Origin of the sequence: Methylorubrum sp. SL192, assembly GCF_026672325.1 — a bacterium.
GTDB classification, from domain to species: Bacteria; Pseudomonadota; Alphaproteobacteria; order Rhizobiales; family Beijerinckiaceae; genus Methylobacterium; species Methylobacterium extorquens.
This window is the reverse complement of record NZ_JAPPQV010000003.1, coordinates 55,096-79,934: the sequence shown is the minus strand read 5'-3', so window position 1 is coordinate 79,934 and position 24,839 is coordinate 55,096. Positions and strand designations below refer to the sequence as shown.

The following is a 24,839-nucleotide window of genomic DNA, read 5'->3' as shown; positions in this document are numbered from 1 at the left end:
TCGCGCCACAATGAAGAGGCCCGGCCGGAGCAAAATGCTCCTTCCGGGCCGGGATAACGGCTCTCGATTGTGTGCTCTCGGGCCGCCCGCTTCCGTCGGCGGGCCGCCCGGCACACGAACGTCTAATTAGGCCGCGAAGTATTCCTGCAAGGCGCGAACCTGAAGATCGCCTTCAAGATAGGCCTTGATCCCCTCGGCCGCCGCCATCGCGCCAGCGAGAGTGGTGTAGTACGGCACTTTATGCAAGAGGGCCGCCCGCCTCAGGGAGCGTGAGTCGGACAGCGCACCGGCGCCCTCGGTCGTGTTGATGACCAGCGCGATATCGCCGTTCTTGATCGAATCGACGATGTGGGGACGGCCCTCCAGCACCTTGTTGATGCGCTGGGTCGGGATGCCCTCGTCCGCCAGGAAGCGCTGCGTGCCGCCGGTCGCCAGGATGGTGAAGCCGAGGCCGGCGAGCTGCCGGATCGCCGGCAACACGCGGGGCTTGTCGTCGTCGCGCACGGAGACGAACACCGTGCCGGTGCGCGGCACCGCCGTGCCCGATCCGAGCTGGCTCTTGGCGAAGGCCACGCCGAAGCCCGCATCCAGCCCGATCACCTCGCCGGTCGAGCGCATCTCCGGCCCGAGCAGCACGTCGACGCCGGGGAAGCGGGCGAAGGGGAACACCGCCTCCTTCACCGCGATGTGGTCGAGCCGCTTCGGCTTGAGGCCGAAGCTGTCGAGCCGCTCGCCGGCCATGATCCGCGCGGCGATCTTGGCGATCGGCTCGCCGATCACCTTGGCGACGAAGGGCACCGTGCGCGAGGCGCGCGGGTTCACCTCCAGCACGTAGATCGCGCCGTCCTTGATCGCGTATTGCACGTTCATCAGGCCGCCGACCTTGAGGGCCAGCGCCATCGCCTTCGTCTGCCGCTCCAACTCGGCGAGGATCTCGGGCGAGAGCGTGCGCGGCGGCAGCGAGCAGGCGCTGTCCCCGGAGTGGATGCCCGCCTCCTCGATGTGCTCCATGATGCCGGCGATGAACACGCTCTGCCCGTCGCAGACCGCATCGACATCGACCTCGGTCGCGTCCGACAGGTAGCGGTCGAACAAGAGCGGGTTCTTGCCCAGCACCGTGTTGATCTGCCCCGTCTTGTCGTTGGGGTAGCGCGCCTTGATGTCAGAGGGGATCAGGCTCGGCAGCGTGCCGAGCAGGTACTCGGCGAACTGTGCCTCGTCATGGATGATCGCCATGGCCCGCCCGCCGAGGACGTAGCTCGGGCGCACCACGAAGGGCAGGCCAAGTTCGGCGGCGACGAGCCGGCTCTGCTCCACCGAGTAGGCGATGCCGTTCTTGGGCTGCTTGAGGCCGAGCTTGTCCAGCAGCCGCTTGAACTGGTCGCGGTCCTCGGCGAGGTCGATGGCGTCGGGCGAGGTGCCGAGGATCGGCACGCCGGCAGCTTCGAGGGCGCGCGCGAGCTTGAGCGGGGTCTGGCCGCCGAACTGCACGATCACGCCGTGGAGCGTGCCCGCTTGCCGCTCGGTCTCGACGATCTCCAGGACATCCTCTTCGGTGAGCGGCTCGAAGTAGAGCCGGTCGGAGGTGTCGTAGTCGGTCGAGACCGTCTCCGGGTTGCAATTGACCATGATGGTCTCGTAGCCGGCCTCGGTCAGCGCGAAGCAGGCGTGGCAGCAGCAATAGTCGAACTCGATGCCCTGGCCGATCCGGTTCGGGCCGCCGCCGAGGATGATGACCTTCTTCTTGTCCGACGGGTACGCCTCGTCCGAGGTCTGGCCGGCGAAGGGGGCGACGTAGGTCGAGTACATGTAGGCGGTCGGCGCCTTGAACTCGGCGGCGCAGGTGTCGATCCGCTTGAAGACCGGGCGCACGCCCAAGCCCCGGCGGGCGGCGCGCACGGCGTCCTCGTCGGTGTCGGTCAGCACGGCCAGCCGCGCGTCGGAGAAGCCGGCGGCCTTGAGCTGGCGGAAGGCGCCCGGGGTCTTGGGAAGGCCATGCGCCTTCACCCGGTTCTCCAGATCGACGATGGCCTGGAGCTGCTCCAGGAACCACGGATCGATCGCGCAGGAGGCGTAGATCTCCTCGTGGCTGATCCCGAGGCGCATCGCCTGCGCGACCTTGAGCAGCCGGTCCGGCGTCGGCGTGCCGAGCGCGGCCTTGATCGCGTTGTGGTCGTCGCCCTTGCCGAGACCCTCGATCTCGATCTCGTCGAGGCCGGTCAGCCCCGTCTCCAGCGAGCGCAGGGCCTTCTGCAGGGATTCCGCAAAGCAGCGGCCGATCGCCATGGCCTCGCCCACCGACTTCATCGCGGTGGTCAGCGTCGGCTCGGCGCCGGGGAATTTCTCGAAGGCGAAGCGCGGGATCTTGGTGACGACGTAGTCGATCGTCGGCTCGAACGAGGCCGGGGTCGCGCCGCCGGTGATGTCGTTGGCGATCTCGTCCAGCGTGTAGCCGACGGCGAGCTTGGCCGCAACCTTGGCGATCGGGAAGCCGGTGGCCTTCGAGGCCAACGCCGAGGAACGCGACACGCGCGGGTTCATCTCGATCACGATCATCCGGCCCGTCTTCGGGTCGATCGCGAACTGCACGTTCGAGCCGCCGGTCTCGACGCCGATCTCGCGCAGCACGGCGAGCGAGGCGTCGCGCATCACCTGATATTCTTTGTCGGTGAGCGTCAGTGCCGGCGCGACGGTGATCGAGTCGCCCGTATGGACGCCCATCGGATCGACGTTCTCGATGGAGCAGACGATGATGCAGTTATCCGCCTTATCGCGGACGACCTCCATTTCGTACTCCTTCCAGCCGAGCACGCTCTCCTCGATCAGCACCTCGTTGGTCGGCGAGGCGTCGATGCCGCGCTCGACGATCTCGAGGAATTCCTCGCGGTTGTAGGCGATGCCGCCGCCGGTGCCGCCCATGGTGAAGGAGGGGCGGATGATCGCCGGCAGGCCGACTTCGGCGAGCGCGATCAGCGCCTGACCCAGCGCGTGCTCGATGTAGCGCCGCCGCCGGTCGCCCTCGCCGCCGCTCCACTGCCGGTCGAATTCGGCGAGCGCCGTCGCGCGGACGGCCGGATCCGACTGCGCCGCCTCGATGCGCGCCTTCTCGGCGAGATAGCGGTCGCGGTCGGCCTTCTTGGCGGCCGAGGCGTTGGCGAGCGCGGATTTCGGCGTCTCCAGGCCGATCTTGGTCATCGCGTCGCGGAAGAGGTTGCGGTCCTCCGCCTTGTCGATGGCCTCGGCCGTCGCGCCGATCATCTGCACGCCGAACTTTTCGAGCACGCCCATGCGCTTGAGCGAGAGCGCGCAGTTGAGCGCCGTCTGTCCGCCCATGGTGGGCAGCAGCGCGTCGGGCCGCTCCTTCTCGATGATCTTGGCGACGATCTCCGGCGTGATCGGCTCGACATAGGTGGCATCGGCCATGTCCGGGTCGGTCATGATCGTCGCCGGGTTCGAGTTCACCAGAACGATCCGGTAGCCCTCTTCCCGCAGGGCCTTGCAGGCCTGCGTGCCGGAATAATCGAATTCGCAGGCCTGCCCGATGATGATGGGGCCCGCACCGATGATGAGAATGGAGGAGATGTCGGTGCGTTTCGGCATTGAGCGCCTTGAAGCGAGTTCGCGCGCGCTCGCCCTCGCGCACCGCCATTTCGAAGGCGGCGCCAAGGGGGCGCAGGCGCTGGGATGATCGTCAAGCCCTGCGTTTACACGCAGCCGCGCAGGTTTGAAAGGCCCGGCCCATCCAGTCCCGCCATGCTTCTTGGGGAGCCTATTTCAAAGTGTAATAATTCAATTTCTCAAGTAATTATCGCTTTGATACTCGGTAAATGACTCGGTATCTCGTAATTGTCGACGGAAATCGTCGATTATCTTAAGAATTATTACGAGGAAACGAATGATGATTTTCAGGGCCCTGATCGCGGCCGCCACGATCACCATCGCTATTGCCACGACCTTGCCGGCGGCGGCCGACGAAGTGGCGGTCAAGATGCTCAATAGCGGGCCGGGCGGGATGATGGTGTTCGATCCCGCGCTCGTGCGGCTGAAGCCCGGCGACAGCATCAAGTTCCTGCCGACCGACAAGGGGCACAACGTCGAGACGATCAAGGGCATGGCACCGGACGGCGCCGAATACGTCAAGACGACCGTCGGTCAGGAAGCCGTGGTCAAGTTCGACAAGGAGGGCGTCTACGGCTTCAAATGCGCGCCGCATTACATGATGGGGATGGTCGCCCTCGTGGTCGTCGGCGACAAGCGCGACAACCTGGAGGCCGCCAAGAGCGTCCAGCACAACAAGCTGACGCAGAAGCGCCTGGATCCGCTCTTCGCGCAGATTCAGTAGCCGTGACAGGCGGCCCGGCCGCGTCGGGGCTCGGGCCGCTTCACCTCAATCGCCGGCCATCACCAGCGCCCAGAAGCGCTTGTAGCGCGTCCCTGGAGCATCGAACCGGGCGATGCCGACGCGCCGGAGCTGCGGCATCAGCATGTTGCGGTTGTGCTCGGGCGAGGCCTTCCAGCGGGCGAGCACCTGATCGAAGGTTTCGGACCCGGCGCTCAGGTTCTCCGAGGCGTAGCGCCGACCGAAACCGGCGCCCGCCATGCGGCTGTCGAAGCTTCCGGCGATCTCGTGGCTGAGCCGCCCGGCTCGCGCATTGGCTTGTGCCTGGAACGAGGCCGCGGTGATCAGACGGGAATCGATGACGACGGCGCTCAGCCCGTGCTGCGCCCTGTAGCGGGAGAGCGCGGCGGCGGCGGCTTGTTCGTCGAGGATCACCGGCACGGCCGGTACGCCCGCATCGAGAACGGGTGATCCCCCGCAGCCGGCCAGTGTCAGGGTGACGAGGGCCGCGGCGGCGGACAGGCGCAGATTCGGCATCGGAGGGGTGAGGGCTGCAGCGTGAGTCGGATGCGCCCGCTTCCCTGGCCGTTGCGGCGAAACCGGGGCGCCCGCTGCTCGGACCCGCCACATCGCGCGGCTTGTGGCGCATCGGTCACGCCTGACGAGGCGAGCGAAATCGCGCGTTCACCGCGCAAAGAAGCGTAACGATTGTCTGAGGATTGTGAAGTTCAGCTGTCCCGGTCGGATCGACATCGGGAACATGGCGCGGGCGACGGGGCTCGAACCCGCGACCTCCGGCGTGACAGGCCGGCACTCTAACCAACTGAGCTACGCCCGCGTTCTGCGTCGCCGGCCGGCTGGGCTCGTGTCGGCGACGAGGCGGGGTTTATGTGGGGCGCCCCGGGCTGTCAAGCAGCGGATTGGGGAAATGCGACGATCCCGCGACGGTTCGTGGAAAACGGCCCGAAACGCGGAAGGAGGACAGGCGCATCGCGCCACAGCTTCCGTTGGGTACGGTGTGGGCACTTCTTCGCCGCCCGCGCGCCGTGCTTGCGACCCATGGCTCTGGTATGCCAAATGCCAGAGTTGGCGGTCGAGGAAGCGACGGGGATGAAATGGCGATGCTCAACCGTGCAGGGGCATGCGCCGATCCGTCCTGTGGTCCGGTGCACGGATACCCCCATCTGTCAGCCAATGAGGTGATTGTGCGACGCGCAATGCCCTTGTTTCGCGGGGGGGCTCGTCTAAGCCTCGCCCGCGCTCAGTCTGGCATTGGAGGAATTCCATCCGGGGGATTCCACGGGCCGGAAGCCGTCGCGAGGGCCGTCGTTCATGATCCTCACGCGCAACCACATGAGAGGTGCGGCATGACCGGCCTATTGGCGGATTACCTGCCGCTCATCATTTTCCTCGGTGTGTCGCTGTTCATTGCAGTGGCGCTGCTGATTGCTCCCTTCATCGTGGCCTATTCGAGCCCCGATCCGGAAAAGCTCTCAGCCTACGAGTGTGGTTTCAACGCCTTTGATGACGCGCGCATGAAGTTCGACGTGCGCTTCTATCTCGTGGCGATCCTGTTCATCATCTTCGACCTCGAGGTCGCCTTCCTGTTCCCCTGGGCGATCACCTTCGGGGAACTCGGCTGGTTCGGCTTCTGGTCGATGATGATCTTCCTCGGCGTTCTCACCGTCGGCTTCGTCTACGAGTGGCGCAAGGGCGCCCTCGAATGGGACTAGCGGCACGGTTCTTCCCGCGTCGTTTCCCTCCCGCTCTCGCTCAGAGGCAGAGATGGCCCTGACTCCGACCTTCTCCCGCGCGCCCGACATCGCGCCGGCGCCCAAAGGGATCATCGATCCCGCGACGGGGCGTCCGATCGGCGCGAACGATCCGACCTTCCTGTCGATCAACGACGAGTTGGCGGATCGCGGCTTCCTCGTCACCAGCGCCGACGAGCTCATCAACTGGGCCCGTACCGGCTCGCTGATGTGGATGACCTTCGGTCTCGCCTGCTGCGCGGTCGAGATGATGCAGATGTCGATGCCGCGCTACGACTGCGAGCGCTTCGGCTTCGCGCCGCGCGGTTCGCCGCGGCAATCCGACGTGATGATCGTCGCCGGCACGCTGACCAACAAGATGGCCCCGGCCCTGCGCAAGGTCTACGACCAGATGCCGGAGCCGCGCTACGTCATCTCCATGGGCTCCTGCGCCAACGGCGGCGGCTACTACCACTACTCCTACTCAGTGGTGCGCGGCTGCGACCGGGTGGTGCCGGTGGATATCTACGTGCCGGGCTGCCCGCCGAGCGCCGAGGCCCTGCTCTACGGCGTCCTGCTGCTGCAGCGGAAGATCCGCCGCATCGGTACGATCGAGCGGTGAGGGAGGGCGCGATGGAGGCCATCACCACGAACGGCATCACGCTTCGCCGCACCGTCGCAGCCGCCCAGGGCGAGGACGCCCTGCGGGCCATGGGCGAGCGGATCGCCGGAGCGCTCGGCCCGGCGGTCACCGAATGGGCCATCACTCGCGGCGAGCTGACGCTCGTCGTCCAGGGCAGCGACATCGTCTACGCGCTGACCTATCTGCGCGACGAGCCGGCCTGCGCCTTCCGCTGCTTCATCGACATCTGCGGCGTCGACTACCCGCAGCGGGCGCGCCGCTTCGACGTCGTCTACCACCTACTCTCCCTGCGTCATAACATGCGGGTGCGGGTGAAGGTGCAGACCGACGCCGCGACCCCGGTGCCCTCTGCGATTCCGGTCTTCCCGGCGGCCAACTGGTACGAGCGCGAGACCTACGACCTCTACGGCATCCTGTTCTCGGGCCATCCCGACCTGCGCCGGCTGCTCACCGATTACGGCTTCGAGGGCCATCCGCTGCGCAAGGACTTCCCGCTGACCGGCTTCGTCGAGGTCCGCTACGACCAGGACGAGGCGCGCGTCGTCTACGAGCCGGTCAAGCTGACCCAGGAGTTCCGCAACTTCGACTTCCTGTCGCCGTGGGAGGGCACGGATTACGTGCTCCCGGGCGACGAGAAGACGTCGAGCTGAAGGCTGCGGCGATGACCGAACACAACATCCGCAACTTCTCGATCAATTTCGGGCCGCAGCACCCGGCGGCGCACGGCGTGCTGCGCCTCGTGCTGGAACTCGACGGCGAGGTGGTCGAGCGGGTCGATCCGCATATCGGGCTGCTGCACCGGGGCACCGAGAAGCTGATCGAGCACAAGACCTACCTGCAGGCGACGCCCTATTTCGACCGGCTCGACTACGTCGCGCCGATGAATCAGGAGCACGCCTTCTGCCTGGCGATCGAGCGGCTCGCGGGCATCGAGGTGCCGCGCCGGGCTCAGCTCATCCGCACCCTGTTCTGCGAGATCGGGCGGCTGCTCTCCCACCTCCTCAACGTCACCACGCAGGCGATGGACGTCGGCGCGCTGACGCCGCCCCTGTGGGGCTTCGAGGAGCGCGAGAAGCTAATGATCTTCTACGAGCGCGCATCGGGCGCTCGGCTCCACGCCAACTACTTCCGGCCCGGCGGCGTGCATCAGGATCTGCCGCCCGCGCTGATCGACGACATCGAGGCGTTCTGCGACCCGTTCCTGAAGGTGGTCGACGACCTCGACAACCTCGTTATGGCCAACCGGATCTTCAAGCAGCGCAACGTCGACATCGGCATCGTCTCGGTGGACGAGGCGATGGCCTGGGGCTTCTCCGGCGTGATGGTGCGCGGCTCCGGCATCCCGTGGGATCTACGCAAGTCGCAGCCCTACGAACTCTACGAGGAGATGGAGTTCGACATCCCCGTGGGGAAGAACGGCGACACCTACGATCGCCAGGTGATCCGCATGGAAGAGATGCGGGAATCCGTGAAGATCATGCGGCAATGCGTGGCCAAGCTGCGCGAGCCCGCCGGTCAGGGCCCGATCGCCTCGATCGACGGCAAGTTCGCGCCGCCGCCGCGCCGGGAGATGAAGCGCTCGATGGAAGCGCTCATCCACCACTTCAAGCTCTACACCGAGGGCTTCCACGTGCCCGAGGGCGAGGTCTACGCCGCGGTCGAAGCCCCCAAGGGCGAGTTCGGCGTCTATCTCGTCTCCGACGGCACCAACAAACCCTACCGCTGCAAGATCCGCGCGCCGGGCTTCGCCCATCTTCAAGCGATGGATTGGATGTGCCGCGGCCACCTGCTCGCCGACGTGTCCTGCGTGCTCGGCACGCTCGACATCGTGTTCGGCGAAGTGGACCGCTGAGGAGACGGGTCGAACGTCATGGCCAACCGCAGGCTAGCCCCCGCCGCCGAGCAGCCCCAGGATTTCGCGTTCACGCCCGAGAACGCTGACTGGGCTCGCGGCCAGATCGCGAAATATCCGGAGGGCCGGCAGGCCTCCGCCGTCATCCCGCTGCTGTGGAAGGCGCAGGAGCAGAATGGCGGCTGGCTGCCGCAGAAGGCGATCGAGGCGGTCGCCGACGAACTCGGCATGCCGCATATCCGGGTGCTCGAGGTCGCGACCTTCTACACGATGTTCGCGCTGGAGCCGGTCGGCCGGTTCTGGATCCAGGTCTGCGGCACCGTGCCCTGCGATTGCTGCGGGGCGAAGGAGCTGAAGGCTTCGCTCCACGAGCGCCTCGGCCCCTCCGGAAAAGTGACGGCGGACGGCAACTTCTCCTGGCTCGAAGTGGAATGCCTCGGCGCCTGCTGCAACGCGCCGATGGTGCAGATCAATCAGGACTACTACGAGGATCTGACGCCCGAGAGCCTGAACAAGCTCATGGACGACCTCGCCGCCGGCCGCCCCGTGAAGGTTGGCTCGCAGATCGGCCGAGTGTCCTCCGAGCCGAAGGATGCGGTCAACACGCTGACGGACGAGAGCCTGTTCGACGGCTCCCGCGTCGGCGCCTGGCGCAAGCGCTTCGAGCAGACCGAGGGCGCGGACCAGGGCGGGGAAAGCGTCAAGAAGGACGAGGCCGCCTCGACCGAGGCCCGCGTCAAGGATGAGACCAAGCCGGCCCGTCCGTCGGCCGGGCGCGCCAACGAAACGAACGCCGTCGATGCGCCCGCCGAGCGGGCCAGCGCCGGTCAGACGCCGGTAAAGCCCGAGGACGAGGCGCAGGCCCGCGACGCGAAGGCGTCCCCCAGCCAGGATCCGGCCGTCGTCGAGGACGAGGTCCTTCGCACCGAGCCGCCGCAGCATCCGGCGACGGTCGGTGCCGGTGACGACGTGCCGGAGGGCGAGAACCCGGAGGCTCGCGCCGACGCCGCAGGCACCCGGCCGAAGGGGCTTGATACCCCGCGCGACGACCGTCCGGACGACCTGACCAAGATCAAGGGCATCGGCCCGATCAACCAGCGCCGTCTCAACGATCTCGGCGTCTGGCACTACGATCAGGTCGCCGCCTGGTCGCCGCCGGAAGTTGCCTGGGTGAGCGCCTACCTCGCCTTCCCGGGACGGATCGACCGGGAAAACTGGGTCGGACAGGCGTCCGATCTCGCCGGCAGCAGGGGCTGAGGAGCGGATCATGCTCGCCGATCAGGATCGCATCTTCACCAATCTCTACGGCCTGCACTCGCCGGGGCTCGAGGCCGCGAAGAAGCGCGGCGCCTGGGACGGAACCAAGTTCCTCCTCGACATGGGCCGTGACTGGATCATCGATGAGATGAAGGGCTCGGGCCTGCGCGGCCGCGGCGGCGCCGGCTTCCCGACCGGCCTCAAATGGTCGTTCATGCCCAAGAAGTCGGATGGGCGCCCGCACTACCTCGTCGTCAACGCCGACGAATCGGAGCCGGGCACCTGCAAGGACCGGGAGATCATGCGGCACGACCCGCATCTCCTGATCGAGGGCTGCCTGCTGGCCTCCTTCGCCATGGGCGCGCATGCCTGCTACATCTACATCCGCGGCGAGTACGTGGCGGAGAAATTCGCCCTCCAGCGCGCGGTGGACGAGGCCTACGAGGCGCGTCTCGTCGGTCCGTCGAACGTCCACGACTACCCGTTCGACATCTACGTCCACCACGGCGCGGGCGCTTACATCTGCGGCGAGGAGACGGCGCTCATCGAGAGCCTGGAAGGCAAGAAGGGGATGCCGCGGCTGAAGCCGCCATTCCCGGCCAATATGGGCCTCTATGGCTGCCCCACGACCGTCAACAACGTCGAATCGATCGCGGTGGCCGGCACGATCCTGCGCCGCGGCGGCGCGTGGTTCGCCGGCCTCGGCGGTAAGAACAACACCGGCACCAAGCTGTTCTGCGTCTCGGGCCACGTCAACAAGCCCTGCAACGTCGAGGAAGAGCTCGGCATCACCTTCCGCGAGCTGATCGATAAGCATTGCGGCGGCATGCGCGGCGGCTGGGACAACCTGCTCTGCTCCATCCCCGGCGGCTCCTCGGTGCCGCTGGTGCCCGCCGAGCAGATCATCGACGCCAAGATGGACTTCGACACCCTGCGCAACCTCGGCTCGGGGCTGGGCACCGCGGCGGTGATCGTGCTCGACAAATCGACCGACATCGTCGGCGCGATCGCCCGCATCTCGTACTTCTACAAGCACGAGAGCTGCGGCCAGTGCACGCCCTGCCGCGAGGGCACCGGCTGGATGTGGCGCGTGCTGACCCGCATGGCCGCCGGCCGGGCGCAGAAGCGCGAGATCGACATGCTCCTGGAAGTCACCAAACAAGTCGAGGGCCACACGATCTGCGCGCTGGGCGACGCCGCGGCATGGCCGATTCAGGGCCTGATCCGGCACTTCCGCCCCGAGATCGAGAAGCGGATCGACCAGTACAGCGCCAACCCGCACATGGATGCGGTGCCGATGGCGGCGGAGTGAGTGCCGCCCCGATGCTCACCTTCGAGATGACCCGATGACCAAAATCCTCATCGACGGCACCGAGGTCGATGTTCCGGCCGACTACACCCTGCTTCAGGCCTGCGAGATCGCGGGCGCGGAGATCCCGCGCTTCTGCTTCCACGAGCGGCTGTCGATCGCCGGCAATTGCCGCATGTGTCTGGTCGAGCTGAAGGGCGCGCCCAAGCCCGTAGCCTCCTGCGCCTACGCGGTGAAGGATTGCCGGCCCGGCCCCAACGGCGAGCCGCCGGAGGTGCTGACGCGCTCCGGGACGACGAAGAAGGCGCGTGAGGGGGTGATGGAGTTCCTCCTCATCAACCACCCGCTCGATTGCCCGATCTGCGACCAGGGCGGCCATTGCGACCTGCAGGATCAGGCGATGGCCTACGGCGTCGACTCGACCCGCTACAGCGAGAACAAGCGGGCGGTCGAGGAGAAGTATATCGGCCCGCTGGTGCGCACGGCGATGAACCGCTGCATCCACTGCACCCGCTGCGTCCGCTTCCTTGCGGAAGTGGCCGGCGTGCCGGATCTCGGCGCCATCGGCCGCGGCGAGGACATGGAGATCACCAGCTACCTCGAAGAGGCGATGGGCTCGGAGCTGCAGGGCAACGTCGCCGACCTCTGCCCCGTCGGCGCACTGGTGCACAAGCCGCAGAGCTACAACGTGCGCCCGTGGGAGCTGCACAAGACCGAGTCCGTCGACGTGATGGATGCGGTCGGCTCGGCGATCCGCATCGATGCCCGCGGCCGCGAGGTGATGCAGATCGAGCCGCGGATCAGCGAGGAGATCAACGAGGAGTGGATCTCCGACAAGACCCGCCATGTCGTCGATGGCCTGCGTCTCCAGCGCCTCGACCGTCCGTTCCTGCGCGAGAACGGCCGCCTGCGTCCCGCTTCCTGGGGTGAGGCGTTCTCGGCCATTGCCGCCAAGGTGAAGGGCGCCGATCCCAAGCGCGTCGGCGCGCTCGTCGGCGACCTCGCGGGTGCGGAGGAAATCTTCGCTCTCAAGGCGCTGATGGGTTCGCTCGGCGTCACCAATTTCGACGCGCGCCAGACCGGCGAGGCGATCGATCCGGCCTGGGGCCGGGCCGCTTACACGCTGGGCGCGACCATCCCCGGTATCGAGCAGGCGGACGTGATCCTGATCGTCGGCGCCAACCCGCGCACCGAGGCATCGCTGCTCAACGTGCGCATCCGCAAGCGCTGGCGCATGGCTCCGGTCTCGATCGGCCTGATCCTCGATGAGCAGCCGGATCTGACCTACCCCTACACCTATCTCGGCGCCGGCACCGACACGCTGGCCTCGATCGCCAAGGGGGAGCACAGCTTCCTCGACGTGCTGAAAAAGGCCGAGCGTCCGCTCATCATCGTCGGCGAGGGCGGGCTCGGTTCGCTTGCCGCCGCCGCCGCCTTGGCGAAGGATGTCGGCGCGGTGACGGACGGTTGGAACGGCTTCGGCGTGCTCAACACGGCGGCGGCCCGCGTCGGCGCCCTCGATCTCGGCTTCGTGCCGGGGGAGGGGGGCTTGAGCTTCTCGCAGATGCTGGAGCCGGGGGCGCTGGACGTGGTGTTCAACCTCGGTGCCGACGAGCGGGTGATCGGGCCGGGCGCCTTCGTGATCTATCAGGGCACCCACGGCGATGCCGGCGCGAGCCGCGCCGACGTGATCCTGCCGGGCGCCGCCTACGCCGAGAAGAGCGCGACCTACGTCAACCTCGAAGGCCGGGTGCAGATGGCCAACCGCGCCGGCTTCCCGCCGGGCGACGCCCGCGAGGATTGGGCGATCCTGCGCGCCTTGTCCGACGTGCTCGGCAAGCGCCTGCCCTACGATTCGCTCGCCGCTTTGCGTAAGGCGATGTATGCCGCACATCCGCATCTCGCGGCGGTCGGACAGGTCGAGCCGTCCGACGCGGCGGCTACGCTCGATCGGCTTGCCGCACTGCCGGCCGCGACGGAGAAGGCAACCTTCTCCTCACCGGTCGCCGACTTCTACCTTACCAACCCGATCGCCCGCGCTTCGCGGGTGCTCGCCGAGTGTTCCGGCCTCGCCCGAGGCCGCGCCCTCGAAGCGGCGGAATAGGGGACGCCACCGATGACCTTCTGGGAAGTGCTCGGCACCGTCCTCCTGATCGCGTTGAAGAGCTTCGTGCTCCTCGCCGCGCTCCTCGTCTTCATCGCCTACGCGCTGCTGGCCGACCGCAAGATCTGGGCGGCGGTGCAGTTGCGCCGCGGCCCGAACGTGGTCGGGCCCTGGGGCCTGTTTCAGTCCTTCGCCGACCTCCTGAAGTTCGTGCTGAAGGAGCCGGTGATCCCGGCGGGCGCCAACAAGGCGATCTTCCTGCTGGCGCCGCTGGTCTTCGCGATGCTGGCGCTGGCGTCCTGGGCGGTGATCCCGCTCGCCGACGGCTGGGCGATCGCCGACATCAATGTCGGCATCACCTACATCTTCGCGATCTCCTCACTCGGCGTCTACGGCGTCATCATGGGCGGCTGGGCCTCGAACTCGAAATACGCCTTCCTCGGCGCGCTTCGCTCGGCGGCGCAGATGATCTCCTACGAAGTCTCGCTCGGCTTCGTCATCATCTGCGTGCTGCTCTGCGCCGGCTCGCTCAACCTCTCGCGCATCGTCATGGCGCAGGACACGGCGCTCGGCCTGTTCGGCTGGTACTGGCTCTGGCTGTTCCCGATGTTCGGCGTGTTCTTCGTTTCGGCTTTGGCCGAGACCAACCGCCCGCCCTTCGACCTGCCGGAGGCCGAATCCGAACTCGTAGCGGGCTACATGGTCGAGTATTCCTCGACCCCGTACCTGCTGTTCATGCTCGGCGAGTACGTGGCGATCATGACCATGTGCGCGCTCGGCACGGTCCTGTTCCTCGGCGGCTGGCTCTCGCCGATCCCGTTCGTGCCCTTCACCTGGGTGCCCGGCGTGATCTGGTTCACGCTCAAAGCCAGCTTCCTGTTCTTCATGATCGCCATGGTGAAGGCCATGGTGCCCCGCTACCGCTACGACCAGCTCATGCGGCTCGGCTGGAAGGTCTTCCTTCCGCTGTCCCTGATCTCGGTCATCGTCGTCGCCTTCGTCCTCAAGCTCACCGGCCTCGCGCCGGGAGCCTGACCCGTCCCTTGTGAGGTCGCATTTCCTTCCCGCGAGCCGGTCACCCGCTCGCTCAGGAAGGCGACCAGAATTGGAGATCGCGCCGTGAAGCTCGATCAGGTCGCCAGAAGCCTTCTCCTGAAGGAGTTCGTGTCGGGGTTTGTCCTCGCCATGAAATACTTCTTCAAGCCGAAGGCCACGATCAACTACCCCTTTGAGATGGGCCATCGCGGGCCGCGCTTCCGCGGGGAGCACGCCCTGCGCCGCTATCCCAACGGCGAGGAGCGCTGCATCGCCTGCAAGCTCTGCGAGGCGATCTGCCCGGCCCAGGCCATTACCATCGAGGCGGGGCCGCGCCGCAACGACGGCACGCGGCGCACCACGCGCTACGACATCGACATGGTGAAGTGCATCTATTGCGGCATGTGCCAGGAAGCCTGCCCGGTCGATGCCATCGTCGAGGGGCCGAACTTCGAGTTCTCGGTCGAGACCCGCGAAGAGCTGCTCTACGACAAGCAGAAGCTCCTCGAGAACGGAGATCGCTGGGAGCGCGAGATCGCCCGCAACATCGCGGTCGACGCGCCGTACCGCTAGTTCGGCCGCCGACATCGGTTGTGCGCCGCACAGCCCAGTTCTATAGAGCATCGTCCCGAACGGCGGCTTCCGGCCCTCGGAAAAAGACGATGCGGAAACAGGAACCTAGCGCCTCGCTCTCGATGCGCTAGACGGGCCGCCGCCTGCGGCCGAGGGTCCACCGAGGCAGAAGGGAGCCGCTCGCTTGGGCGGCCGATGCTGAAAATCGCATGACCGCAGCCGCCGCCTTCTTCTATCTCTTCGCAGGCTTCGCCGTGGCCTCGGGCTTCATGGTGATCGCAGCCAGGAACCCCGTCACCTCGGTGTTGTTCCTGATCCTCGCCTTCGTGAACGCCGCCGGGCTGTTCGTGCTCATGGGCGCCGAGTTCCTGGCGATGATCCTCGTCGTCGTCTATGTCGGCGCCGTCGCGGTGCTGTTCCTCTTCGTCGTGATGATGCTCGACGTGGACTTCGCAGCCCTCCGCCAGGGCTTCCAGCGCTACCTGCCGATCGGCGGGTTGATCGGCGCGATCTTCCTGATCGAGCTGGTCCTCGTCGTTGGCACCTGGACCATCGATCCGGGCCTCGTGCAGGCGCCGCTCGGCCGCGCCGCCCACGGAGAGACTGCGACCAACACCGAGGCGCTCGGGCGGGTGCTCTACACGGACTACGTCTACGCCTTCCAGATCGCCGGCCTGATCCTGCTGGTGGCGATGATCGGCGCCATCGTGCTCACCCTTCGCGAGCGCACCGGCGTGAAGCGCCAGAACATCGCCGTACAGAACGCCCGCACGCAGGGCATGGCGGTCGATACCATCAAGGTGCCCTCGCGGCAGGGCGTGGAGGTCTGAGGCCGATGATCGGATTGAGCCACTACCTGACGGTTGCCGCGATCCTGTTCACGCTCGGCGTGCTCGGCATCTTCATCAACCGCAAGAACGTCATCGTCATCCTGATGTCGGTCGAGCTGATCCTGCTCGCCGTGAACATCAACCTCGTCGCCTTCTCGACCCACCTCAACGACATCACCGGACAGGTCTTCGCCCTGTTCGTGCTGACGGTCGCCGCGGCCGAGGCCGCGATCGGGCTCGCGATCTTGGTGGTGTTCTTCCGCAACCGCGGCTCCATCGCCGTCGAGGACGTGAGCATGATGAAGGGCTGACGCTCCCTCCAAGAGAGCCCCGACCCTTCGTCCGCCTGCTGCGAGGCACGACCGACCCATGTATCACGCGATCGTCTTCTTCCCGCTCATCGGCGCCCTGATCGCCGGCCTGTTCGGCCGGTTCATCGGCGCGCGGATGAGCGAGCTCGTGACGACGGGCTGCCTCGCCTTCGCAGCCCTGCTGTCCTGGGGCGCCTTCTTCCTCGTCACCGGCGACGGCCGCGCCGAGACCGTGCCCGTCGCCCAGTGGTTCACTGCCGGCGATCTCGTGGTCGATTGGGCCTTCAAGGTCGACACGCTGACCGCGGTGATGCTGGTGGTCGTGACCTCGGTCTCGACCCTCGTGCACCTCTACTCCATCGGCTACATGCACGAGGATCCGCACCGGCCGCGCTTCTTCGCCTACCTGTCGCTGTTCACCTTCGCCATGCTGATGCTGGTGACGGCCGATAACCTCGTGCAGATGTTCTTTGGCTGGGAGGGCGTCGGCCTCGCCTCCTACCTGCTGATCGGTTTCTGGTACGAGAAGCCCTCCGCCAACGCCGCGGCGATGAAGGCCTTCATCGTCAACCGCGTCGGCGATTTCGGCTTCTCGCTCGGCATCTTCCTCGTCTTCGTCCTTACCGGTTCGGTCGGGTTCGACGCGATCTTCGCCAAGGCCCCGGAGCTGAAGGACGCGACCTTCCACTTCCTCGGCCATGACTGGCACGCCCTGACGCTCGCCTGCCTGCTCCTGTTCATGGGCGCGATGGGCAAGTCGGCGCAGTTCCTGCTGCACACCTGGCTCCCCGACGCGATGGAGGGCCCGACCCCGGTTTCGGCGCTCATCCACGCCGCCACCATGGTGACGGCCGGCGTGTTCATGGTCGCGCGCCTGTCGCCGCTGTTCGAGCTGGCCCCGACCGCGCTCACCGTCGTCACGGTCATCGGCGGCATCACCGCCTTCTTCGCGGCCACCGTCGGCCTCGTGCAGAACGACATCAAGCGGGTCATCGCCTACTCGACCTGCTCGCAGCTCGGCTACATGTTCGTCGGCCTCGGCGTCGGCGCCTACGCGACGGGCGTGTTCCACCTCTTCACCCACGCCTTCTTCAAGGCGCTGCTTTTCCTCGGGGCCGGCTCGGTCATCCACGCGATGCACCACGAGCAGGATATGCGGAACATGGGCGGCCTGCGCCGCTACATCCCCTTCACCACGGCGATGATGACGATCGGCACGATCGCGCTGATCGGCTTCCCCTTCACCTCCGGCTACTACTCGAAGGACGCGATCATCGAGGCGGCCTACATGTCGGACCGCCCGGGCCATGTGCTGGCGTTCCTCGCCACCGTGATCGCCGCGCTGATGACCTCGTTCTACTCCTGGCGCCTGTTCTTCCTCACCTTCGAGGGACCGCAGCGCTGGGTCGCGCATGGCGCCCACGGGCATGACGATCACGCGCATGCGGCGCACGACCACGCCCACGCGGCCTCTGCCCATGAAGCCGACGGCGCGCCGGGGCACCACGAAGGCGTCGCCCACGACGATCACGGCCACGACGTCGAGCCGGCTTCGCACAGCGCGGTCGAGCACCACGACCACGCGCCCGTCACGCCGCACGAGAGCCCGCTCGTGATGACGATTCCGCTGGCGATCCTGGCCTTCGGCGCTCTGTTCGCCGGCCTGATCTTCAAGGAGCGCTTCATCGGGCACGACATGGACAAGTTCTGGGGCAACGCGCTCCCGCACGGGTCCGGCAACGACATCATGCACAAGATCCACGACGCGCCGGGCTGGGTCGCCGCCTCGCCCTTCGTGATGCTGGTGCTCGGCTTCCTGCTGGCCTTCTGGATGTATCTGCGCCGGCCCGACCTGCCGCATCGCCTCGCGGAGTCGCAGCCGATCCTGTACCGCTTCCTGCTCAATAAGTGGTACTTCGACGAGATCTACGACCGGATCTTCGTCCGGCCGGCCAAGAAATTCGGCCTGTTCCTCTGGAAGGAGGGCGACGGGCGCGTCATCGACGGCCTCGGCCCCGACGGCATCTCGGCCCGGGTGGTGGACATCACCCGCGGCGTGGTCCGCCTCCAGACCGGCTACGTCTACCACTACGCATTCGTGATGCTCGTCGGGGTTGCCGGCCTGATCACGTGGTACCTCGTCTCCGGCGTGCCTGGGGGGACCCACTGATGCTCGGCCTCGGCATTCTCTCCGGGCTTCTGATCGTCCCGCTCGCGGGCGCCGCCTTCATCCTCACCCTGGGTGAGGAGACGGCGGCGGTGAAGCGCAACGCCCGCTGGGCGGCGCTGATCACGACGATCGTCACCTTCCTGCTCTCGCTCGCCGCCTGGGCCCGCTACGACATCGCCTCCCCGAGCTTCCAGCTCGTCGAGAGCCATGCCTGGCTCGCCGAGACGATCCGGTTCAAGCTTGGCGTCGACGGCTTCTCGATGCCGCTGATCCTGCTCACGACCTTCCTGATGCCGTTCTGCATCGGGGCGTCGTGGCTGTCCGTCGAGAACCGGGTGAAGGAGTACTTCGTCGCCTTCCTTGTTCTCGAGACGACGATGATCGGCGTGTTCTGCGCCCTCGATCTGGTGCTGTTCTACCTGTTCTTCGAGGCAGGCCTGATCCCGATGTTCCTCATCATCGGCATCTGGGGCGGCAAGCGGCGCATCTACGCCAGCTTCAAGTTCTTCCTCTACACCCTGCTCGGCTCAGTGCTGATGCTGCTCGCCATCATGGCGATGTACTGGGAGGCCGGCACCACCGACATCCCGACGCTGCTGGCGCACCGCTTCCCCGTCCACATGCAGACCTGGCTCTGGCTCGCCTTCTTCGCCTCCTTCGCGGTGAAGATGCCGATGTGGCCGGTCCATACTTGGCTCCCCGACGCCCACGTCGAGGCGCCGACTGCGGGCTCGGTGATCCTGGCGGGCATCCTGCTGAAGATGGGCGGCTACGGCTTCATCCGGATCTCGCTGCCGATGCTGCCGGATGCGAGCGCCCAGTTCGCGCCGCTGGTCTTCGCGCTGTCGGTGATCGCGATCATCTTCACCTCGCTCACCGCGATGATGCAGACCGACATCAAGAAGCTGATTGCCTACTCGTCGGTGGCGCATATGGGCTTTGTGACGCTCGGCCTGTTCACGTTGAACGAGCAGGGCATCCAGGGCGCGCTGTTCCTGATGATCTCGCACGGCATCGTCTCGGGCGCGCTCTTCCTCTGCGTCGGCGTCGTCTACGACCGGATGCATACCCGTGAGATCGCTGCCTATGGCGGCCTCGTGAAGCGGATGCCGCTCTACGCGGCGGCGATGATGGTCTTCACCATGGCCAATGTCGGCCTGCCCGGCACGTCGGGCTTCGTCGGCGAGTTCCTGGCGATGATGGGGGCCTTCAAGGCCAACCCGACGGTCGCCTTCTTCTCGGTCTTCGGCATCATCCTCTCGGCGGGCTATGCGCTGTGGCTCTACGCCCGGGTGATCTACGGGAAGCTCGACAAGCCCAACCTCCAGGGCATCCTGGACCTCGACACCCGTGAGAAGATCATCATCGCGCCGCTCGTCGCGCTGACGATCTGGTACGGCGTCCACCCGGCGCCCGTGCTCGACACCTTCGCGCCGTCCACCGAGGCGCTGGTGCAGAACATGCGCGGGGCGCTTGCCAACACGCAGACCGCCGAGGCCGCCGCCAAAGCCGCGAAATCCGCCGCCGCGGAGAAGACGGTCGCCCTCGAGTCCCAGAAAACCGTCGAGGCCGCCGCGCGATGACCCCGATCCAGTCCGTCCTGCCGGCGATCACGCCGGTCCTGCCGGAGATCGTCCTGAGCGTCGGCGCTCTGCTGCTCGTGCTCTACGGGGCGTGGCGCGGCGAGCGCTCGTCCGAGGGCGTCAATGTCGGCGCGCTGATCCTGCTGATCTTCACCTTCTTCCTCGTCGTCTCCCAGTCGGGCAGCGTGACGACGCTGAACGGCGCCTTCATCGCCGATCCGTTCGCGCGGATCATGAAGGCGTTGATCCTGATCGGCTCGGCGGCGACCATCCTGCTGTCGCGCGACTATTTCCAGCGCGAGCGCATCGACCGGTTCGAATACCCGATCCTGATCGTGCTCTGCACCGTCGGCATGCTAGTGATGGCCTCGGCCAACGACCTGATCTCGCTCTATCTCGGTCTCGAGCTGCAATCGCTCGCGGCTTACGTCATCGCCGCCTTCCACCGCGACGACGTGAAGTCCACGGAAGCCGGCCTGAAGTACTTCGTGCTCGGCGCGCTCTCGTCGGGCATGCTGCTCTACGGCGCCTCGCTGGTCTACGGCTTCACCGGCACGGTTTCCTTCCCCGGTATCGTCACCGCGCTCGACGGTCCGTCGAGCTTCGGCATCGTGCTCGGCATCGTATTCGTGGCCGCCGGCGTCGCCTTCAAGCTCGCCGCCGTGCCGTTCCATATGTGGACGCCGGACGTCTACGAGGGCTCTCCGACCCCGGTCACCGCCTTTTTCGGCTCCGCGCCGAAGATTGCCGCCATGGCGATGACGGTGCGCGTCTTCATCGGCGCCTTCCCCGACGTCACGGCGGTCTGGCAGCAGATCATCATCTTCGTCTCGATCGCCTCGATGGCGCTCGGCTCGTTTGCTGCGATCGGCCAGCGCAACATCAAGCGCCTGATGGCCTATTCCTCCATCGGCAATGTCGGCTACGCGCTGATCGGCCTCGCCGCGGGCTCGGAGGAGGGCATCCGCGGCGTAGTGATCTACATGATCATCTATCTCGCGATGACGCTCGGCGCCTTCGCGGTGCTGCTCTCCATGCGCCGCAAGGACCAGATGTTCGAGACGATCGACGATCTCTCGGGCCTCTCGCGCACTCATCCGTGGCTGGCCTTCTGCCTTGCCGCGATGATGTTTTCGCTCGCCGGCATCCCGCCGCTCGCCGGGTTCTTCGCCAAGTTCTACGTCTTCGCCGCCGCCATCAAGGCGGGGCTGGTGACGCTCGCGGTCGTCGGCGTGGTGACCTCGGTCGTCGGCGCCTTCTACTACCTGCGCCTCGTCAAGGTGATGTACTTCGACGAGGCCAAGGCCCCCTACGAGCGGATCCCGCCGGGCTCGGCCATCGTGCTCGGCGTGTCGAGCGCGGTCGTGGTGCTGTTCTTCCTCGTTCCGGCTCCGCTGGTCGCGGCGGCGGGCGACGCTGCCAAGTCGCTGTTCTGAGGTTGCCGTTCTGAGGCGGATGCAGTTCCGGCTGAGCCCAGCAGCCCGGTCCGAGGGGCATCGGCTCCACAGCCACGACCGGCTCGACTCGACCAACAGCGAGGCCATGCGCCTCGCCCAGGGCGGCGAGACGGGCCCGCTCTGGGTCACGACCCAACGCCAGGAGGCGGGCCGCGGCCGGCGCGGCAATGCCTGGACCTCGCCGGAGGGCAACCTCGCCGCCAGCCTGCTGCTGCCGGTGGCCGGCGTGGCGCCGGAGATGGTCGCGACCCTCGGCTTTGTGGCGGGCGTGGCGTTGGTCGATGCGATCAGGGACGCGTGCCGTTTAGCCCCCGCCCCGCATGCGGAGAGGGGGGATGCACCGCTGCCGCAGGGCATTGCTCCCAGCGCTGCCGCCATCCATCTGAAATGGCCCAACGACGTCCTCGCCGACGGCCAAAAACTCGCCGGCATCCTGCTGGAGGCCGAGACGCTGCCGGGCGGGCGGCGGGCGGTCGTGGTCGGTTTCGGCGTCAACGTTGCGGCGGCGCCGGACGGTTTGCCCTATCCGGCGGCGGCGCTTGCGGCTTTTTCCGCGGCGGATGCGCCGATGCTGCTCGAATTCCTGTCGGAACGGTTTGTCGAAGCCGTCCGGATCTGGAACAAGGGGCGCGGATTCTCGAATATCCGGCGGCGGTGGCTGGAGCGCGCGGCGGGGGTAGGGGCCCCCGTGTCGGTTCGCATGGCCGAAGTCACGCTGACGGGCATCTTTGAAACGATCGACGAGGGGGGGCGGCTCGTGATCCTCGCCCCAGACGGAACCCGACGAACCGTGACGGCGGGCGAGGTGCATTTCGGAAGTGCCGCGACGGCGGCCTGAGACTGGATAGACGAACAAGATGACGACACGGCAGGACGAACTCGTCTTCGTGCCGCTCGGCGGCGTGGGCGAGATCGGCATGAATGCGGGCCTCTACGGGATCGGACCCGAGAAGCAGCGCAAATGGATCATGGTCGATTGCGGAATGGGCTTTGCCGGCGAAGAGGGATTGCCCGGCATCGACCTGATGTTCCCCGATCTCACCTTCATCGAAGAGCGCAAGAAGGACCTTCTCGCAATCTTCATCACCCACGCGCACGAGGACCATATCGGCGCGATCTCCGAGCTGTGGCCGCGCATCAAGGCGCCGGTCTACGCCACGCGGTTCGCCAAGAACCTGCTCGAAACCCGCCGTCTCTCCGAGCCCGGCGCGCCGAAGGTGGATCTGCGCGAGATCAAGCCGGGCCGTCGGGTGACCGTCGGGCCGTTCGAGATCGAGTTCGTGCCGGTGGCCCACTCGATCCCGGAATCGAACGCGGTGGCGATCCGCACCGAGCACGGCCTCGTGCTCCATACCGGCGACTGGAAGCTCGACGACACCCCGGTGGCCGGCGACTCAACGTCCCCCGAGGCGTTCACAGCTTTGGGCGACGAGGGCATCCTCGCGCTCATCTGTGATTCCACCAACGTGCTGCGCGAAGGCCGCTCGCCGAGCGAGTCCGAGGTCTCCGCGACCCTGCACAAGCTGATCGAGAACGCGCCCCACCGCGTGGCGGTGACGACCTTCGCCTCCAACGTCGCGCGTATCCGGGCCGTGGCGGAAGCGGCGCAGGCCTGCGGACGTCAGGTGATCGCCGTCGGCCGCGCCATGGACCGGGTGATCGATGTCGCTCGCGAGTGCGGCTACCTCGACGGGCTGCCGGACTTCCTCTCGGCCGAGGCCTATTCCCACATCCCGCGCGACAAGGTGGTCTGCCTGCTCACCGGCTCGCAGGGCGAGCCGCGGGCGGCGATGTCGCGGGTCTCGCGCCACGACCATCCGGCGATCTCGCTCACGGCCGGCGACCGGGTGATCTTCTCGTCGCGCGCCATCCCCGGCAACGAGCGCGATGTCGGCTCCATCATCAACGACCTGATCGAGGATGGCATCGAGGTCATCACCGACCGCACCGAACTCGTCCACGTCTCCGGCCATCCCCGCCGCGAGGAGATGGTGACGATGTATTCCTGGACGCGGCCGAAGGCGGTCGTTCCGGTGCACGGCGAGGCGCTGCATCTCGACGAGCATGCGCGCTTTGCCCGTTCGCAGGGCGTCGAGTCGGTGGTGAAGGCCCGCAACGGCGCGGTGGTCCGCCTCGCGCCGGGCAAGCCGGAGGTGGTCGAGCACGTCCGCGCCGGGCGGCTCTACAAGGACGGCAACGTCCTCATCGACTCGAAGGACCGGGCGATCCCCGAGCGGCGCAAGCTCTCGCAGACCGGCATCGTCTCGGTGGCCATCGCCATCGACGAGCGCGGTGAGGTGATCGGCGATCCGGCGGTCGATATCATGGGCCTGCCCAATCGTGGCCGGACCGGCGAGCCGCTGCTCGACACCGTGGTCGATACGGTCAACCGCACCCTCAACGGTCTGCCGCGCGGCAAGATGAAGGATTCGGAGGCGGTCGAGAACGCGGTCGATCGCGCCGTGCGCTCCGCCGTCAACGAGGCCTGGGGCAAGAAGCCCGCCTGCCACGTGCAGGTGGTGGAGGTGTGATGGCGTCGCGCCCGCTTCGCCACGGCAAGCGGGCGCGCGCCGCGTGAAAGCGCGACCTTTCCGGAGAGAGAGGCGCGCGGGATCGCATCCATCAAGCCCGGCGCGGATAGCTGGGCATGACGTTCAAGACAACAAAGGAGGGAGGCAGCAATGATCGGACGGCTCAATCACGTCGCCATCGCGGTGAAGGATCTCGATGCGGCGACGGCGGTCTACCGCGACACGCTCGGTGCCAAGGTGACCGAGCCGCTGCCGCAGCCGGAGCACGGCGTGACGGTGGTGTTCGTGGAACTGCCCAACAGCAAGGTCGAGCTGATGTCGCCGCTCGGTGAGAACTCGACCATCCAGGGCTTCGTCGACAAGAACCCGGCCGGCGGCATCCACCATGTCTGCTACGAGGTCGAGGACATCATCGCCGCCCGCGACCAGATGAAGGCGGCCGGAGCCCGCGTGCTCGGCACCGGCGAGCCGAGGATCGGCGCCCATGGCAAGCCGGTGATCTTCCTCCACCCCAAGGACTTCCTGGGAACGTTGGTGGAGCTGGAGCAGGTCTGAGGGACCGTTCTTCAGTCCCACTCGATCGGTCGAGCACGGGCCCGGCCGTTTCATATCGTTTGAAAATGATGACCCGCTTGTCCCTTCGCACCCTGACCGCCTCGACCCCGCTGACCCTTCTGACCGTGGCGGCGCTGACCGCTTTGTTCGCGACGGTGGCCGTGAAGGGGTTCGAGCTGACGGTGTTCGGTGCGCTGGCGCTCTACTTCGTGCTGTGGTGGACCTTCCTGTTCGCGATCCTGCCGCTGGGCAATGCCACCGAGGCCGATCCGCAGCGGCTGGTGCCGGGCCAGGATCCGGGAGCGCCCGCGAGCCCGCGCCTGCGCGAGAAGGCGTTGCTGACGACGCTCCTCGCCGCCATCGCGTTCTTCGCGGCGTTGCTGATCTTCCCGCTCGCCCGCCTGTAAAGGGCGACGGGGCGCTCCGCCTCCGGAGTAGACGGCCACTGCGCCGAAGAAGAGGCTCAGCCCAAAAACAAAAAGCAAGGCACGAGGCCTTGCTTTGGATAACCGAAGTATTTTTCAGCCTGATTTATGTCG

Annotated in this window: 21 protein-coding genes and 1 tRNA gene; 19 read left to right on the top strand and 3 right to left on the bottom strand. The window is 66.8% G+C overall.

The features are described from left to right. Window positions 1-126 precede the first annotated feature (126 nt). The gene (carB, locus tag OVA30_RS01385; RefSeq protein ID WP_268174341.1) at window positions 127-3,600 is read right to left on the bottom strand and encodes a carbamoyl-phosphate synthase large subunit; all 3,474 of its coding nucleotides are present in this window, start codon (window positions 3,598-3,600) and stop codon (window positions 127-129) included. Between the two features lie 295 nt (window positions 3,601-3,895). Here carB and OVA30_RS01380 point away from each other — a divergent pair, with 295 nt between their 5' ends. Continuing rightward, window positions 3,896-4,342 (top strand): pseudoazurin, encoded by a 447-nt coding sequence (locus OVA30_RS01380; protein WP_268174339.1) that lies wholly within the window; start codon window positions 3,896-3,898, stop codon window positions 4,340-4,342. Window positions 4,343-4,387: 45 nt separating this feature from the next. On the opposite strand, the gene OVA30_RS01375 is transcribed toward OVA30_RS01380, so the two are convergent. Both OVA30_RS01375 and OVA30_RS01370 read right to left on the bottom strand, forming a co-directional pair. After that, window positions 4,388-4,876 carry a CAP domain-containing protein gene (locus OVA30_RS01375; RefSeq protein WP_076640656.1) on the bottom strand — a complete coding sequence of 163 codons (489 nt, stop codon included), beginning with the start codon at window positions 4,874-4,876 and terminating at the stop codon, window positions 4,388-4,390. 224 nt (window positions 4,877-5,100) lie between these two features. Next, window positions 5,101-5,177, bottom strand: a tRNA-Asp gene (locus tag OVA30_RS01370). A 529-nt stretch (window positions 5,178-5,706) separates the two neighbouring features. Between OVA30_RS01370 and OVA30_RS01365 the strand changes: the two genes are divergently transcribed. The 18 genes from OVA30_RS01365 to OVA30_RS01280 all read left to right on the top strand — a co-directional run bounded on the left by OVA30_RS01365 (window position 5,707) and on the right by OVA30_RS01280 (window position 24,707). Beyond that, window positions 5,707-6,072, top strand: coding sequence for an NADH-quinone oxidoreductase subunit A (locus OVA30_RS01365; protein ID WP_003598200.1), 366 nt, complete (start codon window positions 5,707-5,709; stop codon window positions 6,070-6,072). Between the two features lie 52 nt (window positions 6,073-6,124). Beyond that, on the top strand, window positions 6,125-6,712 hold the full coding sequence (locus OVA30_RS01360; RefSeq protein WP_003598199.1) for a NuoB/complex I 20 kDa subunit family protein: 588 nt from the start codon (window positions 6,125-6,127) through the stop codon (window positions 6,710-6,712). 11 nt (window positions 6,713-6,723) lie between these two features. Beyond that, complete coding sequence (locus tag OVA30_RS01355) at window positions 6,724-7,383, top strand: NADH-quinone oxidoreductase subunit C (RefSeq protein ID WP_015950020.1); 660 nt, start codon at window positions 6,724-6,726, stop codon at window positions 7,381-7,383. Between the two features lie 11 nt (window positions 7,384-7,394). Next, a complete protein-coding gene (locus OVA30_RS01350; RefSeq protein WP_003598196.1) occupies window positions 7,395-8,585 on the top strand; it encodes an NADH-quinone oxidoreductase subunit D in 1,191 nt (396 codons plus the stop codon). A gap of 18 nt (window positions 8,586-8,603) precedes the next feature. Beyond that, entirely contained in the window at window positions 8,604-9,842 is a 1,239-nt protein-coding gene (gene nuoE / locus OVA30_RS01345; RefSeq protein WP_268174338.1) for an NADH-quinone oxidoreductase subunit NuoE, read from the top strand. A gap of 10 nt (window positions 9,843-9,852) precedes the next feature. After that, window positions 9,853-11,154, top strand: coding sequence for an NADH-quinone oxidoreductase subunit NuoF (nuoF, locus tag OVA30_RS01340; protein ID WP_265223019.1), 1,302 nt, complete (start codon window positions 9,853-9,855; stop codon window positions 11,152-11,154). Window positions 11,155-11,188: 34 nt separating this feature from the next. Continuing rightward, window positions 11,189-13,255, top strand: coding sequence for an NADH-quinone oxidoreductase subunit NuoG (nuoG, locus tag OVA30_RS01335; protein WP_268174336.1), 2,067 nt, complete (start codon window positions 11,189-11,191; stop codon window positions 13,253-13,255). Between the two features lie 12 nt (window positions 13,256-13,267). Beyond that, window positions 13,268-14,290 (top strand): NADH-quinone oxidoreductase subunit NuoH, encoded by a 1,023-nt coding sequence (gene nuoH / locus OVA30_RS01330; protein ID WP_003598188.1) that lies wholly within the window; start codon window positions 13,268-13,270, stop codon window positions 14,288-14,290. Window positions 14,291-14,374: 84 nt separating this feature from the next. Continuing rightward, window positions 14,375-14,863, top strand: a complete 489-nt coding sequence (nuoI, locus tag OVA30_RS01325; protein WP_003598186.1) for an NADH-quinone oxidoreductase subunit NuoI — start codon at window positions 14,375-14,377, stop codon at window positions 14,861-14,863. A gap of 209 nt (window positions 14,864-15,072) precedes the next feature. Further along, window positions 15,073-15,693 carry an NADH-quinone oxidoreductase subunit J gene (locus OVA30_RS01320; protein ID WP_003598184.1) on the top strand — a complete coding sequence of 207 codons (621 nt, stop codon included), beginning with the start codon at window positions 15,073-15,075 and terminating at the stop codon, window positions 15,691-15,693. A gap of 5 nt (window positions 15,694-15,698) precedes the next feature. Then, entirely contained in the window at window positions 15,699-16,004 is a 306-nt protein-coding gene (gene nuoK / locus OVA30_RS01315; protein WP_003598182.1) for an NADH-quinone oxidoreductase subunit NuoK, read from the top strand. A 58-nt stretch (window positions 16,005-16,062) separates the two neighbouring features. Then, a complete protein-coding gene (nuoL, locus tag OVA30_RS01310) occupies window positions 16,063-18,174 on the top strand; it encodes an NADH-quinone oxidoreductase subunit L (protein ID WP_268174335.1) in 2,112 nt (703 codons plus the stop codon). Beyond that, window positions 18,174-19,757, top strand: coding sequence for an NADH-quinone oxidoreductase subunit M (locus OVA30_RS01305; protein WP_268174332.1), 1,584 nt, complete (start codon window positions 18,174-18,176; stop codon window positions 19,755-19,757). The genes nuoL and OVA30_RS01305 overlap by 1 nt, the downstream gene beginning before the upstream one ends. Continuing rightward, window positions 19,754-21,193 (top strand): NADH-quinone oxidoreductase subunit NuoN, encoded by a 1,440-nt coding sequence (gene nuoN, locus OVA30_RS01300; protein ID WP_253389363.1) that lies wholly within the window; start codon window positions 19,754-19,756, stop codon window positions 21,191-21,193. Before OVA30_RS01305 ends, nuoN begins: the two co-directional genes overlap by 4 nt. 19 nt (window positions 21,194-21,212) lie before the next feature. Then, a complete protein-coding gene (locus tag OVA30_RS01295) occupies window positions 21,213-22,052 on the top strand; it encodes a biotin--[acetyl-CoA-carboxylase] ligase (RefSeq protein WP_268174330.1) in 840 nt (279 codons plus the stop codon). A 19-nt stretch (window positions 22,053-22,071) separates the two neighbouring features. Further along, complete coding sequence (locus OVA30_RS01290) at window positions 22,072-23,745, top strand: ribonuclease J (RefSeq protein ID WP_268174329.1); 1,674 nt, start codon at window positions 22,072-22,074, stop codon at window positions 23,743-23,745. A 150-nt stretch (window positions 23,746-23,895) separates the two neighbouring features. After that, entirely contained in the window at window positions 23,896-24,300 is a 405-nt protein-coding gene (mce, locus tag OVA30_RS01285; RefSeq protein ID WP_003598176.1) for a methylmalonyl-CoA epimerase, read from the top strand. A 65-nt stretch (window positions 24,301-24,365) separates the two neighbouring features. Next, complete coding sequence (locus tag OVA30_RS01280; RefSeq protein WP_268174328.1) at window positions 24,366-24,707, top strand: DUF1467 family protein; 342 nt, start codon at window positions 24,366-24,368, stop codon at window positions 24,705-24,707. Window positions 24,708-24,839 lie beyond the last annotated feature (132 nt).

Excerpts from the sequence above, each read along its gene's own strand:
- carB (WP_268174341.1), bottom strand. The coding sequence starts at position 3,600 with ATGCCGAAACGCACCGACATCTCCTCCATTCTCATCATCGGTGCGGGC.
- OVA30_RS01380 (WP_268174339.1), top strand. The coding sequence starts at position 3,896 with ATGATGATTTTCAGGGCCCTGATCGCGGCCGCCACGATCACCATCGCT.
- OVA30_RS01375 (WP_076640656.1), bottom strand. The coding sequence starts at position 4,876 with ATGCCGAATCTGCGCCTGTCCGCCGCCGCGGCCCTCGTCACCCTGACA.
- OVA30_RS01365 (WP_003598200.1), top strand. The coding sequence starts at position 5,707 with ATGACCGGCCTATTGGCGGATTACCTGCCGCTCATCATTTTCCTCGGT.
- OVA30_RS01360 (WP_003598199.1), top strand. The coding sequence starts at position 6,125 with ATGGCCCTGACTCCGACCTTCTCCCGCGCGCCCGACATCGCGCCGGCG.
- OVA30_RS01355 (WP_015950020.1), top strand. The coding sequence starts at position 6,724 with ATGGAGGCCATCACCACGAACGGCATCACGCTTCGCCGCACCGTCGCA.
- OVA30_RS01350 (WP_003598196.1), top strand. The coding sequence starts at position 7,395 with ATGACCGAACACAACATCCGCAACTTCTCGATCAATTTCGGGCCGCAG.
- nuoE (WP_268174338.1), top strand. The coding sequence starts at position 8,604 with ATGGCCAACCGCAGGCTAGCCCCCGCCGCCGAGCAGCCCCAGGATTTC.
- nuoF (WP_265223019.1), top strand. The coding sequence starts at position 9,853 with ATGCTCGCCGATCAGGATCGCATCTTCACCAATCTCTACGGCCTGCAC.
- nuoG (WP_268174336.1), top strand. The coding sequence starts at position 11,189 with ATGACCAAAATCCTCATCGACGGCACCGAGGTCGATGTTCCGGCCGAC.
- nuoH (WP_003598188.1), top strand. The coding sequence starts at position 13,268 with ATGACCTTCTGGGAAGTGCTCGGCACCGTCCTCCTGATCGCGTTGAAG.
- OVA30_RS01320 (WP_003598184.1), top strand. The coding sequence starts at position 15,073 with ATGACCGCAGCCGCCGCCTTCTTCTATCTCTTCGCAGGCTTCGCCGTG.
- nuoK (WP_003598182.1), top strand. The coding sequence starts at position 15,699 with ATGATCGGATTGAGCCACTACCTGACGGTTGCCGCGATCCTGTTCACG.
- nuoL (WP_268174335.1), top strand. The coding sequence starts at position 16,063 with ATGTATCACGCGATCGTCTTCTTCCCGCTCATCGGCGCCCTGATCGCC.
- OVA30_RS01305 (WP_268174332.1), top strand. The coding sequence starts at position 18,174 with ATGCTCGGCCTCGGCATTCTCTCCGGGCTTCTGATCGTCCCGCTCGCG.
- nuoN (WP_253389363.1), top strand. The coding sequence starts at position 19,754 with ATGACCCCGATCCAGTCCGTCCTGCCGGCGATCACGCCGGTCCTGCCG.
- OVA30_RS01295 (WP_268174330.1), top strand. The coding sequence starts at position 21,213 with ATGCAGTTCCGGCTGAGCCCAGCAGCCCGGTCCGAGGGGCATCGGCTC.
- OVA30_RS01290 (WP_268174329.1), top strand. The coding sequence starts at position 22,072 with ATGACGACACGGCAGGACGAACTCGTCTTCGTGCCGCTCGGCGGCGTG.
- mce (WP_003598176.1), top strand. The coding sequence starts at position 23,896 with ATGATCGGACGGCTCAATCACGTCGCCATCGCGGTGAAGGATCTCGAT.
- OVA30_RS01280 (WP_268174328.1), top strand. The coding sequence starts at position 24,366 with ATGATGACCCGCTTGTCCCTTCGCACCCTGACCGCCTCGACCCCGCTG.